We start from the raw sequence: 17,746 nt of genomic DNA, 5'->3' as shown, positions 1-17,746 counted from the left end.
ATCAGACGCGTACGGCCCACGGCCCGCGCACGGCCCGGACCCGCCGATCACCTCCTCGGCCAAGTCCTCGCCATCGACCCGGAACCGCGCCTGGGCAGGGAACCGGGGCACCTGCGGCGACACCTTGGTCTCCACGCGATCGAACATCGGGCGACCCTACGGGGCACGCTGACGTCCGGACGCGGCCCAGCCGACGCCCGCCTCCACCCGGCCGGCGGGAGGGTCCATGAGGTGCCTCCCGTTCTCGTGAACACCGACCACGGCCCAGGCGAGGCGCCTCCCGAAGTCGTGCTGCGCCGCGAACGCGATCGAGTCGGTGAACGCGCGGATCCGGCGGGCGGTCGAGGCCCGCGGGCACTTCCCGAACGAGCAGGCCGCCCTGAAGCGCGTCCAACCGGCGATCACGTCGCTCGATCCCACCGGCCGGGGCCAAGCCCGCTGGACCACGCGCTGGAAGGCCGCGCTGAACGCCTTCGACATCGCCCTTCGACGACCGGCTCCCAGCGGCCCGTCGGCAACCCGATCATCCCGGTTGCGCTGCTCGTTTGACGGACCCGGCGTCGAAGCACAGCGACAGCCGACGATGGGTCTTAAGACCTATGTACGGCCGACTTGGCGATCTGACAGCCTGCCCGTGGTTGCAATCCACCACCCAGGAGGGCTGCGGAGTCTCGAACGGCCCCCGGTGGTTGGGTTTTACCTCCCTGCACTGGTGCATTTGGTCAGACACACGTCGGGGGCCGGGTGCGCGCCGCGCAGCCGGAATGCGGCGATGCCGCCGCACGCACGACCGAGGTGGTCGTCAGCACCGTCCAGAAACTAGAGCGAAAGAGGGAGCAGTGACGATCGAACTGCAGCCGCCGGTGGACGACCCGATCGTCGTCGATGATTTAGAGCGCCTCTCGTTCCGGGTGGATCGCCGCGCCTACACCGACGACGACCTGGCCGCGCAGGAGATGGCCAGGATCTTCGATCGCTGCTGGTTGTACGTCGGGCACGAATCGGAGGTGCCCGAGCCGGGCTCCTACGTGTCACGCGACGTCGGCGGGCGCCCGGTGGTCATGGCGCACGGGTCCGACGGGGTGATCCGGGTGTTTGCCAACAGCTGCACTCACCGCGGGGCCCTGATCTGCTCGCAGCCGGCCGGGCAGGCCAAGTCGTTCCGGTGCCCTTATCACGACTGGACGTTCTCCAACCGGGGCGAACTGGTCGGGGTTCCGCTTCCGGACGGGTACGGGCCGGGCTTTCGGAAGGCGGACTTCGGACTGGCGCAGCACCGTAGCGACAGTTACCGCGGTTTCGTCTTCGTCACCTTCGATCCGGAGCAGCCGCGCACCCTGCCCGAATACCTGGCGGGAGCCACGGAGTACCTCGATCTGATCGACGACCAGTCCGAGGTCGGAATGGAGGTGATCCAAGGCGCGCAACTCCACGGGGCTCAGGCCAACTGGAAGCTCATGATGGAGAACAGCGTCGACATCTACCACTTCCGAGCACTGCACAAGCGCTACGTCAGCTACATGCAGTCGCTCGGGTCGGTGCCTCCACGACGACGAGGTGGCTTCGGCCGCGCCCTCGGTCTGGGTCATGGAGCCAACGAACTGCCGCCGGCCGCAGCCCGCCCGCTCGCCCACTGGACGCCGATGTTCGGTGACGAGGTCCGGCCGCGGATCGAGGCGACCGCCGCACGCTTCGTCGACCGGTTCGGCGCCGAACGCGCCGAACGGATCACCGGCACCAATCGCGCGTTGCTGATCTTCCCCAACTTGATGGTCATCGACGCGATCGCGATCACGATTCGCAAGATCGAACCGATCGGCGCCAACCGGATGTCCATCACCTCGGTTGCGCTGGCCCCCAAGGACGAAGATCCGGAGATCCGGGAACTCCGCAAGAGCCACTACCTGACGTTCCTCGGTCCCGCCGGCTTCGCCACTCCCGACGACATCGAGATCGTCGAGTCGTGCCAGCGGGGTTACCTCAACCGCACGGTGCGCTACTCGGATCTGTCGCGCGGTATGGACAAGGAGACCCCCGAGACGACCGACGAGCTTCCCGCCCGCGAGTTCTGGCGGCAGTGGGACCGGCTGATGCACGGCGACGACGGTCACTTCGAGGTCGCTCAGCAGGTCGAGTTGCAGGGGGCGGAGAAGCGATGACCAGCGAAGTGATAGTCGACGAGGCAGCCCAGGTGAGGCTGTGGCACCGGGTCAGCCAGTTCCTGTTCCGTGAGGCTCGGCTGCTCGACGAGTGGCGCCTGGCCGAGTGGTACGACGAGATGCTGACCGACGACATCCGTTACGTGGTGCCGGCTACCGACGTCCGCGACGAGTCGACCGGCGCGCTCAAGCTCATCGACGACAACGCCGCCCGGCTTCGCCAGCGGATCGAGCAGCTCCTCAATGGCGAGGTGTGGTGCGAGGACCCGCGGTCGCGAACGAATCGCATGATCAGCAACGTGGAAATCGTGGCTGACCAGGGCGGTTATCTCGAGGTGGCGGCGAATGTCGTCGCATACCGCTTCGGGCACGGGCGCTCCGACGCCTACGTCGGGAAATACCGGTTCGAACTCGTCCCCGAGGGCGAGTCGTTCCGGATCCGGCGACGGGTCGTGGTGCTCGACCACGAGACGCTGGTCGAGCACGGCAAGATCAGCATCGTCCTGTAACGGGCCGATGACAGCGGCCAGCCCCGGCTCGCCAGCCGCCGCCGCAGCCGAGCCGGGCCTCCCCCGCGAGGCCCACGTCCTCAGCGTCGTCGGCGGCTGGGGCCCGGGCTGGTCCTCGTCTTCGTGACGTCGTGGCGTTACAACCATCCGCCCTTGCATAGGAGTTTGTCGATGAATCAACCGTCTACCCGGCGCGAGCGGGGTGAAGCCATTTTCAAGGAGGTCTTCGGCCGCGAACCGCGCCCGGGAAATCACCCGGAGTGGCTGCAGATCACCACCGACCACTTGTTCGGTGAGATTTGGGCCCGGCCGCACCTGAGCCTCGAGGAGCGCGAACTGGTCGCACTGACCGCGGTCGCGCTGGCGCGGACCGATTGGGAGCTGCGGGGCCACATCGGTGCCTCCCTGAACCTCGGGATGTCGCGAGAGAAGATCATCGAAGTCATCATTCAGCTCGCCTACTACGGCGGCTGGCCGGTCGCCAACAACGGGCTGCGCGTGGCCCAGGAGGTCTTCGCCGAGTTGGACGCCGCCACCGAGGAGGAGGCGGACCATGACCGGTGAAACGCCCTCTCTCGACCCGGCGGAGAAGGTCGACCTGTGGCGCCAGCGGTACTTCGAGGCCCAGGCGGCCGCGGAGGAGTTCGTCCTGGGAGAGCACGGCGAAGAAGGCCTGGCCGGATGGATCGAGGCGAACTCCCGCATCACCGCGGACCTGCTGCGGGCACAACGGCCCGACGGGGTGTCGGCCACCGATCACTTCATGACCCGGCTGCAACGTCAGCTCTTGCTGTACGACTCGGCAGTGTCCACTGAGTCCCAGCCCTCGGGCACCGTTCTGCGCAACGCCGACTGCGGGATCCTCCGGTACCGCAAAAAGGCTGCCCGCGCCGGCGTCGTCCTGACGTTCAAGTCACCGTGCGGGTACTGCCAGAAACTCCACACCACCATCGCCGCCCGCTACGTGGAACCAGACGTCACGGTGTCGTGCGAACAGGCGGGCGACGGGTGCACCTGGCGCGCGGAACCCGCTCAGGCTTCGGGGGAGGACGCGGCCGGGGCGCCGCACCGCGGACCAGCCGCTGATTGAACCGACGGCAGTACGGGTTCCCGCCCCGTCGGCCTAGAAGGGCGTTTGGCGATGCCATCAACTCGGACACGTTGTCGCGACTTTGCCTGACCCCGACCGAAACGTCTTTCCGCACTTCTCGCACGCGTCTATCGGAGTGATTAGGCATGCCTTTGTCGATGGTTGACAAAATAATCCGCCTGAACCTGATGGCTTTTCCGCGCCCCCTCAACGTGGCGCAGTTCTACCCGGCGCTTTCGACGTACAGCGTTGAGCGGCCTTTTTCGCTCGACGATTTTCGGGACGCAGTCGGTCACTTCTTCGACGAGAATCCGCTCTTTTCGAAGTGCCACTTGATCGAGCGGGAGTTCGAAAGCCCGGAAGAATTCCCGATCGATTCCTTCCAGGGGATCGTGCTCGACGAATACCCCAACTACTACGACGGCTTCCTGCTGATGTCCGTCACGTACAAGTCGAACCCCAACATCCAGGGGATCTTCACAGCCTTCCCCATGTCGATACAGGACGGCTACAGGTGCTTCCGCTTCCACCAGGCGTTGATGAGCACCATGAAGGCGGGCGAAGACCGGTTCCGCATTGCGAAGGTGATAGCGGAGCTTCAACTGCAGACCTCTGACCTGGACCAGTACCTCCCCGAGAGGAAGCCGTCCGTCGATGAGAACGAAACGGTGCGCCTCATGCCCTGGACGGTTCGAGAGACCGTCGAGCCGGCCGGGAAGATCGGTTCATTTCTCGACATGGTCAAGGCGGAGTTCCACAAGAGGTCCAGCGAGAACCTTCTCGTGATGAAGAACGCCTCGTACGCCGCAAGCCTTCCCTTCGGAAACCACCTCGTGTTCCTGATCGTTCCGCGCGAGGTGGTCAATCGGAGCAGTGGTAGTCAGATTCGCGATTACTACAAGGAGCTGGCGCTCGAAGCGGAGAAGGCCGTCGCGCAGTTGGAGACGCCGGAGGATTTCGCACAGGCCGGCGCGGCTGTGTTTCCGTGGATAGGCACGCACCCCCGTCGGTTCGGCGTCAACAACTACGGCGACGTCTCGCGGCACGATGGGTCGGACTTCCTTCCGGCCAAGGGAACCCTCGTGCAGTACCAGTGGCACATGCCCTACCTCGTCTCGCAGGGAGCGGCCACGGAAGGATCGGGAATGCACATGACCATTACCATCAACGGCAAGGGGTTCCATTTCCTGACGGAGCGACGGTAGGGAAGACGGAGATCGCTACGTTGTCCTGCGCGTGGGGCGTCTCCCGTCGCTGACAGGCGCGTTGCTCGGGGCGGGGACGCCCCGTGCACGGGGACCCGGCCCGCACCGCGGCCCTCGGCCTCAGTGTGGCCGTGGGCCGGCGACTCGGCATGACCCTCGACGGCAGCCGGTCGCCGGCCCGCGACCTCGCGGCACCGCCGCTGGTCCGGTCACCGCCCCGTCCGCGCTCCGGTGACCGGGTCACGTCGTTTCCTGGGCGTGAGCGGATTTCGCGGGCCAGGGGCATCCGTCGCCCGCCTTGTTCGCACGACACCGTGACGTCCGGTCCAGTTCCACCCAGCAACGGCTTGAGTCGGGAGCAGTCGTGAAGATCGTCAAATCTTTTTACCGGATATACCTTCGGAAGACGGAACTCGAGGCGTGTAAAAAGTTCTACATGACACTCCAAGGAGTGGACCGTCCGCACCACGAATTTTATTACGAGACGTTTAGGCTTGATATCGTAGGGATCGGAAATGTTCTCCTGCTCGCGGGGGACAAGGCCGACACTGAGCAGTTCGAGGCTACCAAGCTGACCTGTTTGGTGGACGACCTGGACGCCGTGCGCGCGTACTTCGTCCAGACCGGAGTCAAGATCATCGACGATATCAAGGTGGTTCCTTCGGGGCGCAACTTGCGCGCCATGAGTCCGGACGGAACGATCGCCGAGTACGTCCAGCACAGCGATGAATTCAAGCGCAAGATGGCTGGGAACGCCTACGATTGAAAATGCTGGATCGATCACGCTGATCTCCTCGAAGCGGGTGATCAGCGCGCGGTACGACCGTTCCAGTCAATCTAGTGCGCGACCTCCTGCTCACCTGAGCAGTTGTCCGCCTCCGCCTTCCGGAACAGGCTAGGTGCCGGTTGGCCGTCGACGGAATGTCCGCAACTTCGGAGCGACGAGCTTCCAATTCGGGGGATCAAACTCGTGACCACGCCGCCTCTCACTCTCACACCGTTAGCTGAAACCGACCTCACTGCGGATCCGGAGCGCGAGGGCCAATGGCTTCGCACTCTGCCGGCCCGGCAGCAACCGCGGTGGAAGGACCACCCTCTGGCCGAACGGCTCAGCAGCGAACTCAGCGACCTGCCCGGCCTGGTGACCTGGGACGAGGTGCGCCATCTGCGGCTGCTCCTCGCCGAGGTCGCGGCCGGCGGGCTACAGATCCTGCAGGCGGGCGACTGCGCCGAGGACCCCGCGGATTGCGTTCCCGAGGTGCTCAGCCGCAAGGCCGGCATGCTCGACTCGCTGGCCGGGGCGATGCAAGCCCGAACCGGCCTGTCCGTGGTGCGGGTGGGTCGGATCGCGGGTCAGTTCGCCAAGCCCCGTTCCGCCGACCTGGAGCGGCACGGAGAGCTCGAACTCCCGGCGTTCCGCGGCCACCTGGTCAACGACCCGCAGCCCGATCCGCAGCTGCGCCAGCCGGATCCGGCGCGTCTGCTCACCGGCTACCGGGCCGCTCGCGCCGGGACGGAGTTCCTGCGCCGACTCGGCGGTGCCTGGGGTCTGCCGACCGTGGCACCCGTGTGGACGAGTCACGAGGCCCTCGTGCTGGACTACGAGCTGCCGCTGCTGCGCCGTGGCGAGCGGGGCCTGCTGCTGTCCTCGACGCACTGGCCGTGGATCGGGGACCGCACCCGCCAGCTGGACGGTGCGCACGTGCAGATGCTGGCCCGGGTCCAGAACCCGGTGGCCTGCAAGGTCGGTCCGACGATGACACCGGCCGAGCTGACTCAGCTCTGTTCGGTCCTGGACCCGGATCGCACGCCCGGCCGACTGACGCTCATCTCCCGGATGGGCGTGGGTCGGGTCGCGGAGTGGCTGCCGCCGTTGATGGCCGCTGTCCGCGACGCGGGGCATCCGGTCATCTGGCTGTGCGACCCGATGCACGGCAACACCCAGCGCGGCCCCCTGGGCCGCAAGACCCGCCTGCTGACCAGCGTCAAGCGCGAAGTGGAGCTCTTCCAAGAGGCGGCCGCCGCAGAGCACGTGGTCGCAGGGGGGCTGCACCTGGAAGCCACGCCGGAGGACGTCGGTGAATGTGTGGCGGACGAGTCGTGTCTCGATGACCTCCTCGACCCACTGGGCTACACCACCCTCTGCGACCCGCGCCTCAACATCGACCAGGCCGTGGCAGTCGTGTCGGTCTGGCGTCGCTGAGCGACACGACCACCGTCCACAGAACGACGACCGGCCGCCGGACACCTTGTGCGATCAAGGTCTGTTCGGTAACGGTGGAGGGAGACCTGTTCCGGTGGGGTAGCCGTCGACCAGAAGGGTGCGGTACCGCATGTGCGTGAGGGGGTTCCCCACCGCGGCGGCGGGTTCGTCGGCGGTGTGGGCGGCGAGGTCGACCAGGTCGCCCTTCCTCGTCGACCGGACCTTCTCGGCCGGGTCGAGCCCGGGCGCGCAGGCGGGTGGCCGGTAGACCCGCAGCCGGCGGCGGGCGGCGATCGTCGAGCGGATCGCGGGAGTCCTGCGCCGTGACAGGCGGTCCCGGATCAGCACGATCGCTGCCCGCAGCTGCTGGTGAGAGGCGTCCGGCGACCGGATCGGCTCCGGCTCGCGCAACCCTTTCGGTCCGCCCGGTCCCAGGCCGGTCACCGCGGCACCCCGTTCAGCTCCGAGCTCACGCGCGGATTCGCATCTGCCCGGTTGTTCGACATGACGATCGACATCAACGATGGCGTTGACCGAAGGGACGATCAATGCCCACCGAAGAGTCACGGACCCCGGGTCCTCCCCACCACCGTGCTGTACGACACCGCAGGCGGGGAACGCGGCCCGGCAGATCGCGGCGGCCCTGCACGCCGCCCTCCCCGGCGACCGGGAGCCGCTGTCCCGCGCGGTGTGCGCCTCCTGCCGTCGACGGGGCCCTGGCCGTCGCCCGCCACCGGCCGTACGGTCCGCTCACGGACGACGGCACCGCAGAGCCGCGCTGCTGCCGGTGGTGCGGCGAGCCGCTCGGCGAAGGCTCCGCGAGACGACGGTACTGCCCGCGGCCGCGGCTGTGCCGGGACAAGGCATACCGGGACCGGCGCCGCGCCCACCGCGCGGTGCCCGAGCGGGGGCCCTGGCCCGGGCCGGATACAGCCTCCGGGAACAGCCGGAGGCACTGCGCGAAGTCCTGCTCCAGGCGGTCCGGCGGGAAGACACGCGCCACCGCGTCGAGGTCGCGGTGGGCCCGGGCGGCCGGGTCTAAAACCGTCTCCCGTGCCGGCCGCTGACCAGGATTGACCGGCTGCCGGTGCAGGCCACATTCTCTTCAGAATTCAGTACTCGCCCTACGGAAGGACAAGTCATGTGTGGTGTCGCCGGATTAGTTCGATTCGACCGGGACCTCGGTGCGGCGGACCGGGAGGCCGTGGCCGCGATGACCGAGACGATGAGTTGCCGGGGGCCGGACGCCGGTGGCATCTGGCAGGACCGGCACGTCCTCCTGGGGCACCGGCGCCTGTCGATCATCGACCTGCCCGGGGGCCGTCAGCCCATGCGGCGCGACGTCGCCGGCCACGGCGCCGCGGCCACGGTCGCGCTCTCGTACAGCGGTGAGATCTACAACTTCCAGGAACTGCGCACCGAGCTCACGCAGCAGGGGCATCGTTTCGAGACGAGGAGCGACACCGAAGTCGTCCTGTGCGCGTATCTGCAGTGGGGCGACGCGTTCGTCGAACGTCTCAACGGCATGTTCGCCTTCGCCCTGTGGGACGGGAGGGAGGAAGAACTGCTGCTGGTGCGCGACCGGCTCGGCATCAAGCCCCTCTACTGGCAACCGACTCCGGCGGGCGCGCTGTTCGGCTCCGAGCCCAAAGCCGTCCTCGCGCACCCCGACGTCCGTCGCGACGTCGACATCGACGGCCTGCGCGAGATCTTCTCGCTGACCAGGACCCCGGGAAGGACCCCTTACGCACATCTGCGCGAGGTCGAACCGGGCACGATCGTACGCGTTCGTGACACCGGGAGCCGGGTCCACCGGTACTGGTCGCTCACCGCGGAGGAACACACCGACAGCCTGGAGGCCACGGCCGCAACGGTCCGCGGCCTCCTGGAGGACGCCACCCGCAGGCAGCTCGTCGCCGACGTACCGCAGTGCGTCCTGCTCTCCGGCGGCCTGGACTCCAGTCTCATCACGGCCATCGCGGCCCGCGCGATGCAGGCGCAGGGCGCCCGTATCCCGTCCTTCGCCGTGGACTTCGAAAGCGAGGCGGAGTTCGAGGCCTCGGAACTGCGCGGAGAGCCCGACCCTCCGTACGCCCGGCTGCTCGCCGCCCAGGTCGGGGCGGATCACGCGGAACTCGTCCTGAACGACGCCGAGTTGATGGACCCGCACATCCGTGAGGCCGTCGCGGCCGCCCGCGACGTCCCGACCGGCTGGGGCGATCTCGACACCTCCCTGTACCTGCTGTTCCGGGCCATCCGGGGCAAGTCGACCGTCGCCCTCTCCGGCGAGGGCGCCGACGAGTTCTTCGGCGGTTACCCGTGGTTCCACCGGCCCGAGGCCGTGAACGCCGCGCAGTTCCCGTGGGCGGGCCTCGAAACCTTCAGCCTCGCGGATCCGGCCACCAGTCGCCTCACCCTGCTCTCGCCGGAGCTGCGGGCCGACCTCGACATGGAAACGCACGCCAAGAACGCCTACCAAGAAGCGCTGGCCGCGGTGCCCAGGCTGCCGGGCGAAAGCCGCCTGGAACGCAGGATGCGGGAGATCGGCCATATGCACGTCACCCGCTGGCTTCCGGAGATGCTCGACCGGAAGGACAGGATGAGCATGGCCGTCGGCCTCGAAGTGCGCGTGCCGTTCTGCGACCACCGGCTCGTGCAGTACGCGTTCAACATCCCCTGGTCGATGAAGACCTTCGACGGGCGCGAGAAGAGCCTGCTTCGCATGGCCGCGCGGGACTTGGTGCCCGACGCCATCATCCAGCGTAAGAAGGCCAGTTACGCCGTCACGCAGAGCCCCGCCTACATGTCGGAACTCCGCCGGTCCCTTGCGGACGTCGTCGCCGACTCCACGGCCCCGGTGCATCAGCTCCTCGACCGGGACGCCGTCCGCCGCGCCGTCTCCCCGCCCGAGGGCGAGCACGCGAACACCGGACGTTCGGCCATCGAGCTCGTCCTTTCGCTCGACCTGTGGCTGCGGAGGACCGCACCCGCGATCAGCCTCTGAACCCGACCGTGCACGCACACCCGACCCTCTGGCGTACGAGGTCTGTCCCGCCGACGCGTTTGACCATGCCGGTCTGAGGGGGAGGTGTTCGTTGGTCGTTTCGGGGAGCAGCCGCGGTCGGCTGAGGTGATCGACGTCGATGAAACCTGATCCCGTTATCTACCGGATTGTGAAAGGAGACCCATGTCTGTCGGCACCTCGGAACTCTCGCTTGCTCCGTCGCTCTTCTCCCCGGTCTCCCTCGGGAAGATGGCGCTCGCCAACCGCATCGTCATGGCACCGCTGACCCGGGTGCGGGCCGGTTCCTCCGGCATCCCCGGAGACCTGATGGTCGAGTACTACCGGCAGCGGGCGAGCGTCGGAATGATCATCACCGAGGGCACCTTCCCCGACCACGCGTCGCAGGGATGGGTCGGTGGGCCGGGCATCGCCACCGACGAGCAGGCGGCCGGCTGGCGGAAGGTGTTCGAGGCGGTGCACGCCGAGGGCGGCCGCATCGTTATGCAGATCCAGCACGCCGGCCGCGCCACACACCCCGACATCAACGGCGGCCGCCGCATCCTCGCCCCCAGCGCGATCGCCATCGACGCCAAGACGTTCACGGCGAAGGGCGAGCAGCCCTTCGCCGTGCCGGAAGCGATGACCACCGCCGAGATCCGGGAGGTCCTGGAGGGCTTCGTCGCAGCGGCCCGCCGGGCCGTCGAGGCGGGAGCGGACGGCGTGGAACTCCACGGTGCCAACGGCTACCTGCTGCACCAGTTCCTCTACCCGGGGGCCAACCAGCGCACCGATGAGTACGGCGGCTCCCCCGAGAACAGGGTCCGCTTCGTCGTCGAGGTGGTCACGGCGGTCGCCGAGGCCGTGGGCGCCGAGCGGGTCGGGCTGCGGATCTCGCCGGAGATGTCCTCCGAGATCGTCCGCCACGACGTCTTCGAGACCGACCGGGACGACGTCCTGGCCACCTACGGCACACTGATGGACCGGCTGCGCCCGCTGGGCCTGGCCTACCTGTCCGTCATACACGGAGAGCCGGGCGGCGAGCTGGTGCAGGAGCTGCGACGGCGCTTCGACGGCAAGCTGATCGTCAACAGCGGCTTCCTCCGGCAGACCACCCGTGAGGAGGCGATGCGGCGGATCGAGGCCGACCACGCCGACGCCGTGGTCGTGGGCCGGGCCCTGATAGCCAACCCCGACCTGGTCGAGCGCTGGCAGGGCGGACATCCCGAGAACGAGCTGCGGCCGGAACTGTTCTACACCCAGGGTGCCGAGGGCTACACCGACTACCCCTTCCTCCGGACGGCCTGAGGCTGGTGAGCCGGTCCGGGGATTCGTGTGCAGTACCGGCAGACGCGGTCGACGACCTGGCCGGCGGTCCTGGTCCACTTGAACGGCCGGGCCGTGGCTCCGGCGGTCTCAGCCCGTTGTCACCCATGGCTCCGGAACACCGTCACCACCGGGCCCGCCGCTGCCAAAGCCCCGAAGGTGGAACAGGACGCGCCTCACGTGGCGACCACGCCTCCCAGGACCGGCTCACCGGTCGTACCCGTCCGTACCGCAGCCCGCCGGCCGGTACCTGCGCCCCTTCCGCGGCCCGGACGTGGTCGAGGACGACGACGAGGACCGGCGCGGGCACACCCGAGGCGTGGAGCGTCGGACGGGTGGGGCCCTGTGCTCCGACGACGCGACCTGCCTGATCCACTCACCTGCCGCGACCTGCCCCGTTCCGTCAAGGACATCGCCTGGCAGCCCCTGCCCCGCCGCCCACGTCGCCCACGTCGTCCGGACGCGGGACGCGGCCGGCGGACCGGTCGTCGGTGTGGCCCGCCCCGTGCGGGCCGATGGCGGCCGCCCAGCGTTCCGCCCAGCGGGCGAGGGGGTCCAGGGCGCGGCGCGCCTCCTGCCCCAGCGGGGTGAGCTCGTAGCGGCTGTCCGGTAGCTGGTGAATCACCTGGGCGTCCAGCAGTTCGGTCAGACGCTGCCGCATCACGCTGGAGGACATGTCGTCGCACCGCTTCTGCAAGGGGCGGAATCCGAGCGGACCCGCGCGGAGCTCCCACAGGACGCGCAGACTCCACCGCCGCCCGAACAGATCGAGTGCGGCCATCAGCGGGAGGCCGGTGGTCGAGCCGCGAACAGGATGGCCCGGTCTGGGTGTTGGCATGCCGGGATGTCCGCCCTCCAGTGTTGACGCTTCGAATTCCGACACGCTAGCATCGTCGACCGCTTCGGAAACCGAAACGGAGAAGCTGTCGTGGCACCTGCTCCGACGACCTGGGTGACAGGCGTTCCTGAAAGCCAGGGTCGGCGGAGGCGGGACCGGCCGGCAGGACCGGTACATGCGCGTTCATTCGAGTCCCGGCCACCGTCCTTCCGGCGACAGCCATCGACTCGACCGGCTCCGGCTCGTCCTCGCCCGCCGGCGCTCACCCGAGACCGGTCCGATCGCAGCCCCGACCGGTTGATCGAAGCCGTCCGACTTCGACGCCGTCTCCGCCGGCTCGCCACAGCGCGCCGACCGTGGATCCGAGCACGTTCCCGATCACCAGTTTCGAACACAGGAGGCACCGTGGCCAAGGGCTACTGGGTCAGCGTCTACCGCACCATCGCAGACCCCGAGAAGGTGGCTGCCTACGACAAGCTGACCGGTCCAGCCATCGAGGCCGCGGGCGGGCGGACGCTCTCCCTCGGCAGCCGGGTCGTCGCACACGACGGCGGAATCGCCGAGCGCACCGTCCTGATCGAGTTCGACAGCTTCGAACAGGCGGTCGCCGCCCGCGAGAGTGAGGCCTACCAGGAGGCGCTGGCCGTACTTGCCGACGGCGTCGAGCGCGACTTCCGCATCATCGAAGGCCTCGACTGACGGCCGGCGCCGCGTCGGGGAGGAACACGGCGCCGGAGGCGGGGATCACCCTGACTCGTCAGCGCGCCGCGCCGTCGCGAAAAGCGTCAGGCCGGCGGCATCGGCGGTGAGGCCCGGTCCGGCGACGGTTCCTTCCCGGCGGCGCGGCGGCCCGGACGTCGACCTCGATGTCGGCGGGGGGGCGTTCCCCGAGGTTCCAGCGGCCGATGCGGGTCATCGGGACGGCGTACGGGTCGGGGGGTCGCGATGTCGGAGAAGCGGAACGCGTCTCCGGGGCGGCACAGGCGGGACAGGGTGGTGGGGGTCAGGGCCCGGTGAGGCGTACTCCGGGGTAGCCGAAGAGGCCTCCGGCCGGGACTGGATCGAAGGGGCCGTGGTCGGCGGCCGGATGGGCGGCGGTGCGCAGGACGTTGCCGGGGGGCCGCGGCGGCCCGGGCGCGGGTCGCGGGCGGCAGGTGTGCGAGGGCGTACCGGAGGGCGTTGCGGTCGACATCGGTGAGGGACGGGCGGCCGGCCGGGGGAGGAGAGCCGGGCCGACTTGGCGCAGGCCGGAGGCGCCTCCGGACGCGATCAGCAGGATGCGGCGGCCGGTGGCGCGCGGGGGGCCGTGCTCGGAACGTCCGCCGGGTCGCTCCCGAGTGCGGACTCGATGAGCGCGGCCTGGTGTGCGATCTTGTTGCGGTGCTGATCGGTGAGGGGAGCGCGCGGGAGGCAGTCGTCGAAGTGGCGGCCCTACGTGCCGGATACGCCTCCGGGCTGACCGCGCGGGACGTACTCGACGATCTCGAAGTCGCCGACCCGGCGGCGAGCCTGCTCACGGCTCGGCTGGGCCGTACCGCCGGCGTCGGCGAACATCTTGGCCAGCGGTGCCATGGCCGCCGTGACGGTGCCCTGACCGGCCGCGGCGAGCGCGGCGGGGAGCCGGCGGAGTGCCTGCGCGCCCCCGAGCCGGGCGGGCACCCGGCCGCGTTCGGCGCGACCCGCACCTACCACCGCATGGCCGTGGAGGACGCCGGGTTCGAGAGCCGGGACTCCCCGCACTGGCTGTACGGCACCGGCTTCCCCAGGGGTCAGGACGTCGGCAGGCTGACCGACCGGCGCCGCGACGGCCACCCCGCGCGCCGCCGGTTCACCGCCGAGTCCGCCGCGCTCCGCGACTCCGTCGGCTGGACGGACCCGCGCGTCGACGCCCTGTTCGGCTTCGACGGCATGGCGCGGCACCGGACGACGCAGACCGCGACCGCCGCCGTGCCGACCGTGGATCGGTGGCAGCGGTCGAAGGCGGAGACGGGCTTCGGGGCGCCGGTCACGCTCGAGGACCCGGTCCACGAGCTGAACGGGCGGAAAACGTGCCCGGGGAGGCATGGGAGGACCAGGATGTCGTCGGCGAGGGGCACCGGGCGCGCGCCGGGTCGGGGGTGTTCCCCGGCTCCGGTCCGACACCTTCGACGTGACCGCCCCAGCGACCGCCGAGGCCGCGCGCTGGGACGGCTGGACCACCGCCCTCGAGTCGATCGTGCTGGCCTGCACGCCGCTCCAGGACACCGTCGCCGATCGCCGCGGACCGCCGTCCCCAGCGGATTCACCATCGACGGCACGGCGGGCACCGCCACCCGTCCGGCCGGGCACACCGTCCGACTCGGCGCCCGCCGCGCCGACAGCAGCTGCATCGCTCGGTTCGAGAGCATGTGCGCGGCCTGCCCGCTGCGCGCCGAGCGCACCGCCCCACCCACCGGACGCACCCTGAACGTCCATGCCCGCCACGCCCCGCTGGCCGCCGCTCGCCGCCAAGCCGCCGCCGACACCGCCCGGCAGGCCGCCCCACCGCCGCTGGCGCCCTCCGGTGGAACGCGTGATCGCCTGGCTCGTCGCGCACGGCCACCGAAGGGCGCCCTCTCGGGGAGTGATCCGCACCGATCGCCGGCTCCACCAGCGGGCCGCCGCCCTCAACCTCCGCCGACTGACCGACCTCGGACTCGACCACCGCGACGGCACTCGGGTGATCAACCCGGCCCCTACCTGACCGACGGGGCCACCCGGCCCACCTCCGACAAGGCCCGCCACAACATCTTCAGCGATTTTCCAGCCCGGCGCAGCGCGATCACGACCGGTGGCCCCGGTGGCCGGAGACCACAGAAGAACTGGCGGCAGTCTTCCGGCAGCGGACCAGGGACGATCGGTGCGCCCTCCCCGAGGAGACGGACACCTGCTTCGCCCCAGTGTTGTCCATGGGCGAGGCCCCAGACCATCCCCACAACAAGGTCCGAGGCAGCTTTTGCTCAGTCGGCGGGGTCGTTCGGCCTTCCCCCGCTCCCCGTTTCGACCGCACACCGGCAGGGGTCCCAGAGCCCACACCAAGGCCCAGGCAGCACAGCGATGAGGTGCTGAGGAAGCTGGGTCCGCATGGGAATCGCATTGAGGAGCTGCGGGTAAACGGTGTTATCGGGTAGCGTGATAGTTCCGACTGCACCTGCCTTGCGCTTTGACTCGGCGCCGTCTCAGCGGAGCGCCGGGACGACCTCCTCCACCAGGTAACGGCGGGCCTTGGCCATTTCCGCCTCGTCGGCTCCAGGTGAACCGTGGATGAGGATGATGCGGTCGAGGCCGCAGGCGAAGAGCGCCTCCAGCCGGGCCACGCAGTCCTTCGGTGGGCCGACCACGGCGTAACTGTCGATGAAGTCGTTGGTGAGCACCGACGCCTGGGCGGTGCCCGCTTGGGTGTGTTTGGTCATGTCATAAGAGCCGCGAATGTCGTAGAGGACCTTTTTGTTGTCGTCGGAGAGCGGCCCGGTAGTCTCTCCGTGCAGCACGGCGTAGCGGGACATGACAGTGATGAAGCCCGACACTAGATCGCGGGCGGTGTGGATGTCGGGGTGAGCGACGATGTTCACGAAGCACCCAAGGGACACCTCATCAGGGTCGAGGCCGGCTTGGCGGCGAGCGGCACGCGCCGTGTCTACGGCCCACCGGATGCGTTCTTCCTCGGCGCCGACGGTGAAGGTGATCCGGTCGCCGAGGCGAGCCGCCAGGCCGATCACCTTGGGGCCGGTGGCGGCGACGTCGACAGGCACCTTGGGCTCGGGGCGGGGCAGCCACTGCAGCCGGCTCGTCGGCGGCGCCGTACCCAGGCCCAGTGATTCCGACGAGCGCATGCCTTCTGCCGGGCGGTCCATCTCGACACCATCCCCGCGCAGGTAACCCTGAACCCGGGCCAGGTAGCGCTCGAACATACCGAGGGGTACGGGGGCAAGTCCGAGGAACGCGAGAGCCGAGTTACCTCGGCCGATGCCGAGCACGGCCCGGCCGCCCGATTCGGCCTGGATGCTGGCGATGGCACCCGCGGCCACGGCGGGGTGGCGGGTATAGGGGTTGGTGACGCCGGTGCCGAGCCGGATGCGATCGGTGACGTGAGCGGCGACGGCCATGGCCACATAGGGATCGCCGCCAATGCCCTGACTGTCGGGAAAGACGATGCCGTCGAACCCCTCCGCCTCAGCTCGTTCAGCGACCCCGGCGCTCTGCGTCGGGTGGGGAGAACCCAGGATCCATAACTCTTTGGTGGGCATCGGTCGTCCTTTCGGTCAGCACCATCGTCGATGTCGGTCGTCGTACCGGACAACCGGGCAGATGTGAATCCGCGCGTGGGGTGGGAGCTGGAGAGGGTGCCGCGGTGACCGGTGCGGGACCGGGCCTCGTACGCCGGCCCGGCCGGTCGTTGGCGGGCCCGGCGCCGCACCGGCCTGCGGCCGATCCCGCGCTACTGGGCGGCCGGCGCCGGCACGAGCCCCGCCTCCGCCAGCCCGGCGAGCACCGCCTTGCTCAGCGCCTGCGCGGCGGACAGCGGCCGGACGAAGACGGAGAACTCCTTGATCCGGCCGTCGTCCGCGAAGTGCAGCTGATCGATCCCGTGGATCTCCTCGCCACCCACGGTGCCGCGGAAGACCAGCACCTCCGAGGGGGCCTCGGTGCCATCGGCGCTCGTCTCAGCGACACCGGTGTACTGGGCGACGTAACGGAAGTCCTCGAAGACGCGCAGCAGGACGTCGAAGAGGCCGAGGATCATCTGCTTGTCCTCGATGGGCTTGAGCACCGCGAGGCTGTAGAGGCGGGTGTCGTCGGTGAACAGGTCGTCCAGGGCCGAGAGTTCGCCCTGTTCGATGGCGGCTCGGAAACGCTCGGCGGTGGTCTTGGCGGTCACGGTTCATCCTCCACGTACGGACGCGTACCACTTCACGGCGGACGCGTACTACCCATGAATACGACTACTCCTGATCATGCGTATCATCACCGCGGAGTCCGGCAACAGAGGAGCACAGGGTTCCGCAACGGTGGACCAGTGGAGCAGGGCGGCCGATGGCGCCACGGCACGTGGTGCTGGCGGCGTTGCTCCAAGGGGAGCCGGGCGGCGGCGAGTCGGCCAATCCCTTCGACCTCGGAGCGGCCGGCTTCCGGAATGAGCGGAAAAGGAGCGGCCGCACGCCGAAGGGCGCTGTATCGTCCGAGCCATGACCAAGAGCCGCAACAACCTCCTCGGCGTGGGCGGGCAGCGCAAGAAGGCGTCCCGCGCCGACCAGCTGGGCCCCGGCGCCGCACGCACGGCAGACCGTAAGGCGGCCGACGACCGCAAGCAGGAGCTGGCGGCCAAGATGCGCGAGCGCGCGCTCGGCAAGCAGCAGGCCGACGAGGAAGACAAGGCGTCGTAGAGCAGGGCAAGGC

17 protein-coding genes and 2 pseudogenes are annotated in these 17,746 nt (G+C 69.2%); 14 read left to right on the top strand and 5 right to left on the bottom strand.

The features are described from left to right. Nucleotides 1-283 precede the first annotated feature (283 nt). The 8 genes and pseudogenes from LUW75_RS03965 to LUW75_RS03930 form a co-directional block, all read left to right on the top strand. Nucleotides 284-515: pseudogene (locus LUW75_RS03965) on the top strand (transposase); the annotation flags it as partial. 324 nt (nt 516-839) lie between these two features. After that, nucleotides 840-2,159, top strand: a complete 1,320-nt coding sequence (locus LUW75_RS03960) for an aromatic ring-hydroxylating oxygenase subunit alpha (protein WP_250334396.1) — start codon at nt 840-842, stop codon at nt 2,157-2,159. Then, nucleotides 2,156-2,668, top strand: a complete 513-nt coding sequence (locus tag LUW75_RS03955; RefSeq protein ID WP_250334395.1) for an aromatic-ring-hydroxylating dioxygenase subunit beta — start codon at nt 2,156-2,158, stop codon at nt 2,666-2,668. Before LUW75_RS03960 ends, LUW75_RS03955 begins: the two co-directional genes overlap by 4 nt. Before the next feature lie 171 nt (nt 2,669-2,839). Next, nucleotides 2,840-3,232, top strand: a complete 393-nt coding sequence (locus tag LUW75_RS03950; protein WP_250334394.1) for a carboxymuconolactone decarboxylase family protein — start codon at nt 2,840-2,842, stop codon at nt 3,230-3,232. Then, nucleotides 3,222-3,758 (top strand): hypothetical protein, encoded by a 537-nt coding sequence (locus LUW75_RS03945; RefSeq protein WP_250334393.1) that lies wholly within the window; start codon nt 3,222-3,224, stop codon nt 3,756-3,758. The genes LUW75_RS03950 and LUW75_RS03945 overlap by 11 nt, the downstream gene beginning before the upstream one ends. Nucleotides 3,759-3,916: 158 nt before the next feature. Beyond that, a complete protein-coding gene (locus LUW75_RS03940; protein WP_250334392.1) occupies nt 3,917-4,963 on the top strand; it encodes a hypothetical protein in 1,047 nt (348 codons plus the stop codon). A 364-nt stretch (nt 4,964-5,327) separates the two neighbouring features. After that, nucleotides 5,328-5,729 (top strand): VOC family protein, encoded by a 402-nt coding sequence (locus LUW75_RS03935; protein WP_250334391.1) that lies wholly within the window; start codon nt 5,328-5,330, stop codon nt 5,727-5,729. A gap of 204 nt (nt 5,730-5,933) precedes the next feature. After that, nucleotides 5,934-7,166 carry a 3-deoxy-7-phosphoheptulonate synthase gene (locus LUW75_RS03930; protein WP_250334390.1) on the top strand — a complete coding sequence of 411 codons (1,233 nt, stop codon included), beginning with the start codon at nt 5,934-5,936 and terminating at the stop codon, nt 7,164-7,166. Between the two features lie 54 nt (nt 7,167-7,220). Here LUW75_RS03930 and LUW75_RS03925 read toward each other — a convergent pair whose 3' ends face one another. Continuing rightward, nucleotides 7,221-7,610 (bottom strand): hypothetical protein, encoded by a 390-nt coding sequence (locus LUW75_RS03925; protein WP_250334389.1) that lies wholly within the window; start codon nt 7,608-7,610, stop codon nt 7,221-7,223. Nucleotides 7,611-8,307: 697 nt separating this feature from the next. On the opposite strand from LUW75_RS03925, the gene asnB reads away from it, so the two are divergent. Together asnB and LUW75_RS03915 are read left to right on the top strand one after the other, a co-directional pair. Continuing rightward, complete coding sequence (gene asnB, locus LUW75_RS03920; RefSeq protein ID WP_250334388.1) at nt 8,308-10,170, top strand: asparagine synthase (glutamine-hydrolyzing); 1,863 nt, start codon at nt 8,308-8,310, stop codon at nt 10,168-10,170. Between the two features lie 183 nt (nt 10,171-10,353). Beyond that, the gene (locus tag LUW75_RS03915; protein WP_250334387.1) at nt 10,354-11,475 is read left to right on the top strand and encodes an alkene reductase; all 1,122 of its coding nucleotides are present in this window, start codon (nt 10,354-10,356) and stop codon (nt 11,473-11,475) included. 421 nt (nt 11,476-11,896) lie between these two features. Here LUW75_RS03915 and LUW75_RS03910 read toward each other — a convergent pair whose 3' ends face one another. After that, entirely contained in the window at nt 11,897-12,274 is a 378-nt protein-coding gene (locus LUW75_RS03910; RefSeq protein ID WP_250334386.1) for a winged helix-turn-helix transcriptional regulator, read from the bottom strand. A gap of 462 nt (nt 12,275-12,736) precedes the next feature. Here LUW75_RS03910 and LUW75_RS03905 point away from each other — a divergent pair, with 462 nt between their 5' ends. Continuing rightward, on the top strand, nt 12,737-13,030 hold the full coding sequence (locus LUW75_RS03905) for a DUF1330 domain-containing protein (protein WP_250334385.1): 294 nt from the start codon (nt 12,737-12,739) through the stop codon (nt 13,028-13,030). A 732-nt stretch (nt 13,031-13,762) separates the two neighbouring features. Here LUW75_RS03905 and LUW75_RS03900 read toward each other — a convergent pair. Next, nucleotides 13,763-14,023, bottom strand: a complete 261-nt coding sequence (locus LUW75_RS03900) for a hypothetical protein (RefSeq protein ID WP_250334384.1) — start codon at nt 14,021-14,023, stop codon at nt 13,763-13,765. Nucleotides 14,024-14,783: 760 nt separating this feature from the next. Between LUW75_RS03900 and LUW75_RS03895 the strand changes: the two genes are divergently transcribed. Continuing rightward, nucleotides 14,784-15,053 (top strand): hypothetical protein, encoded by a 270-nt coding sequence (locus LUW75_RS03895; RefSeq protein ID WP_250334383.1) that lies wholly within the window; start codon nt 14,784-14,786, stop codon nt 15,051-15,053. A 55-nt stretch (nt 15,054-15,108) separates the two neighbouring features. Further along, a pseudogene (locus LUW75_RS03890) lies at nt 15,109-15,480 on the top strand (CoA transferase); the annotation flags it as partial. A 48-nt stretch (nt 15,481-15,528) separates the two neighbouring features. On the opposite strand, the gene LUW75_RS03885 reads toward LUW75_RS03890, so the two are convergent. After that, complete coding sequence (locus LUW75_RS03885; RefSeq protein WP_250334382.1) at nt 15,529-16,596, bottom strand: LLM class flavin-dependent oxidoreductase; 1,068 nt, start codon at nt 16,594-16,596, stop codon at nt 15,529-15,531. Between the two features lie 191 nt (nt 16,597-16,787). Then, on the bottom strand, nt 16,788-17,228 hold the full coding sequence (locus LUW75_RS03880) for a nuclear transport factor 2 family protein (protein WP_250334381.1): 441 nt from the start codon (nt 17,226-17,228) through the stop codon (nt 16,788-16,790). 307 nt (nt 17,229-17,535) lie between these two features. Here LUW75_RS03880 and LUW75_RS03875 point away from each other — a divergent pair, with 307 nt between their 5' ends. Beyond that, nucleotides 17,536-17,733 (top strand): DUF6243 family protein, encoded by a 198-nt coding sequence (locus LUW75_RS03875; protein WP_250334380.1) that lies wholly within the window; start codon nt 17,536-17,538, stop codon nt 17,731-17,733. The last annotated feature ends 13 nt before the right edge of the window (nt 17,734-17,746 follow it).

It is taken from the genome of Streptomyces sp. MRC013 (assembly GCF_023614235.1).
Lineage (GTDB): Bacteria > Actinomycetota > Actinomycetes > Streptomycetales > Streptomycetaceae > Streptomyces.
Note: the sequence above shows the minus strand (reverse complement) of the source record. Positions and strands in the feature narration are given on the sequence as shown.

Coding starts and splice junctions, on each gene's coding strand:
- LUW75_RS03875 (WP_250334380.1), top strand. CDS start 17,536: ATGACCAAGAGCCGCAACAACCTCCTCGGCGTGGGCGGGCAGCGCAAG.
- LUW75_RS03895 (WP_250334383.1), top strand. CDS start 14,784: ATGCCCGCCACGCCCCGCTGGCCGCCGCTCGCCGCCAAGCCGCCGCCG.
- asnB (WP_250334388.1), top strand. CDS start 8,308: ATGTGTGGTGTCGCCGGATTAGTTCGATTCGACCGGGACCTCGGTGCG.
- LUW75_RS03885 (WP_250334382.1), bottom strand. CDS start 16,596: ATGCCCACCAAAGAGTTATGGATCCTGGGTTCTCCCCACCCGACGCAG.
- LUW75_RS03950 (WP_250334394.1), top strand. CDS start 2,840: ATGAATCAACCGTCTACCCGGCGCGAGCGGGGTGAAGCCATTTTCAAG.
- LUW75_RS03955 (WP_250334395.1), top strand. CDS start 2,156: ATGACCAGCGAAGTGATAGTCGACGAGGCAGCCCAGGTGAGGCTGTGG.
- LUW75_RS03945 (WP_250334393.1), top strand. CDS start 3,222: ATGACCGGTGAAACGCCCTCTCTCGACCCGGCGGAGAAGGTCGACCTG.
- LUW75_RS03940 (WP_250334392.1), top strand. CDS start 3,917: ATGGTTGACAAAATAATCCGCCTGAACCTGATGGCTTTTCCGCGCCCC.
- LUW75_RS03910 (WP_250334386.1), bottom strand. CDS start 12,274: ATGGCCGCACTCGATCTGTTCGGGCGGCGGTGGAGTCTGCGCGTCCTG.
- LUW75_RS03915 (WP_250334387.1), top strand. CDS start 10,354: ATGTCTGTCGGCACCTCGGAACTCTCGCTTGCTCCGTCGCTCTTCTCC.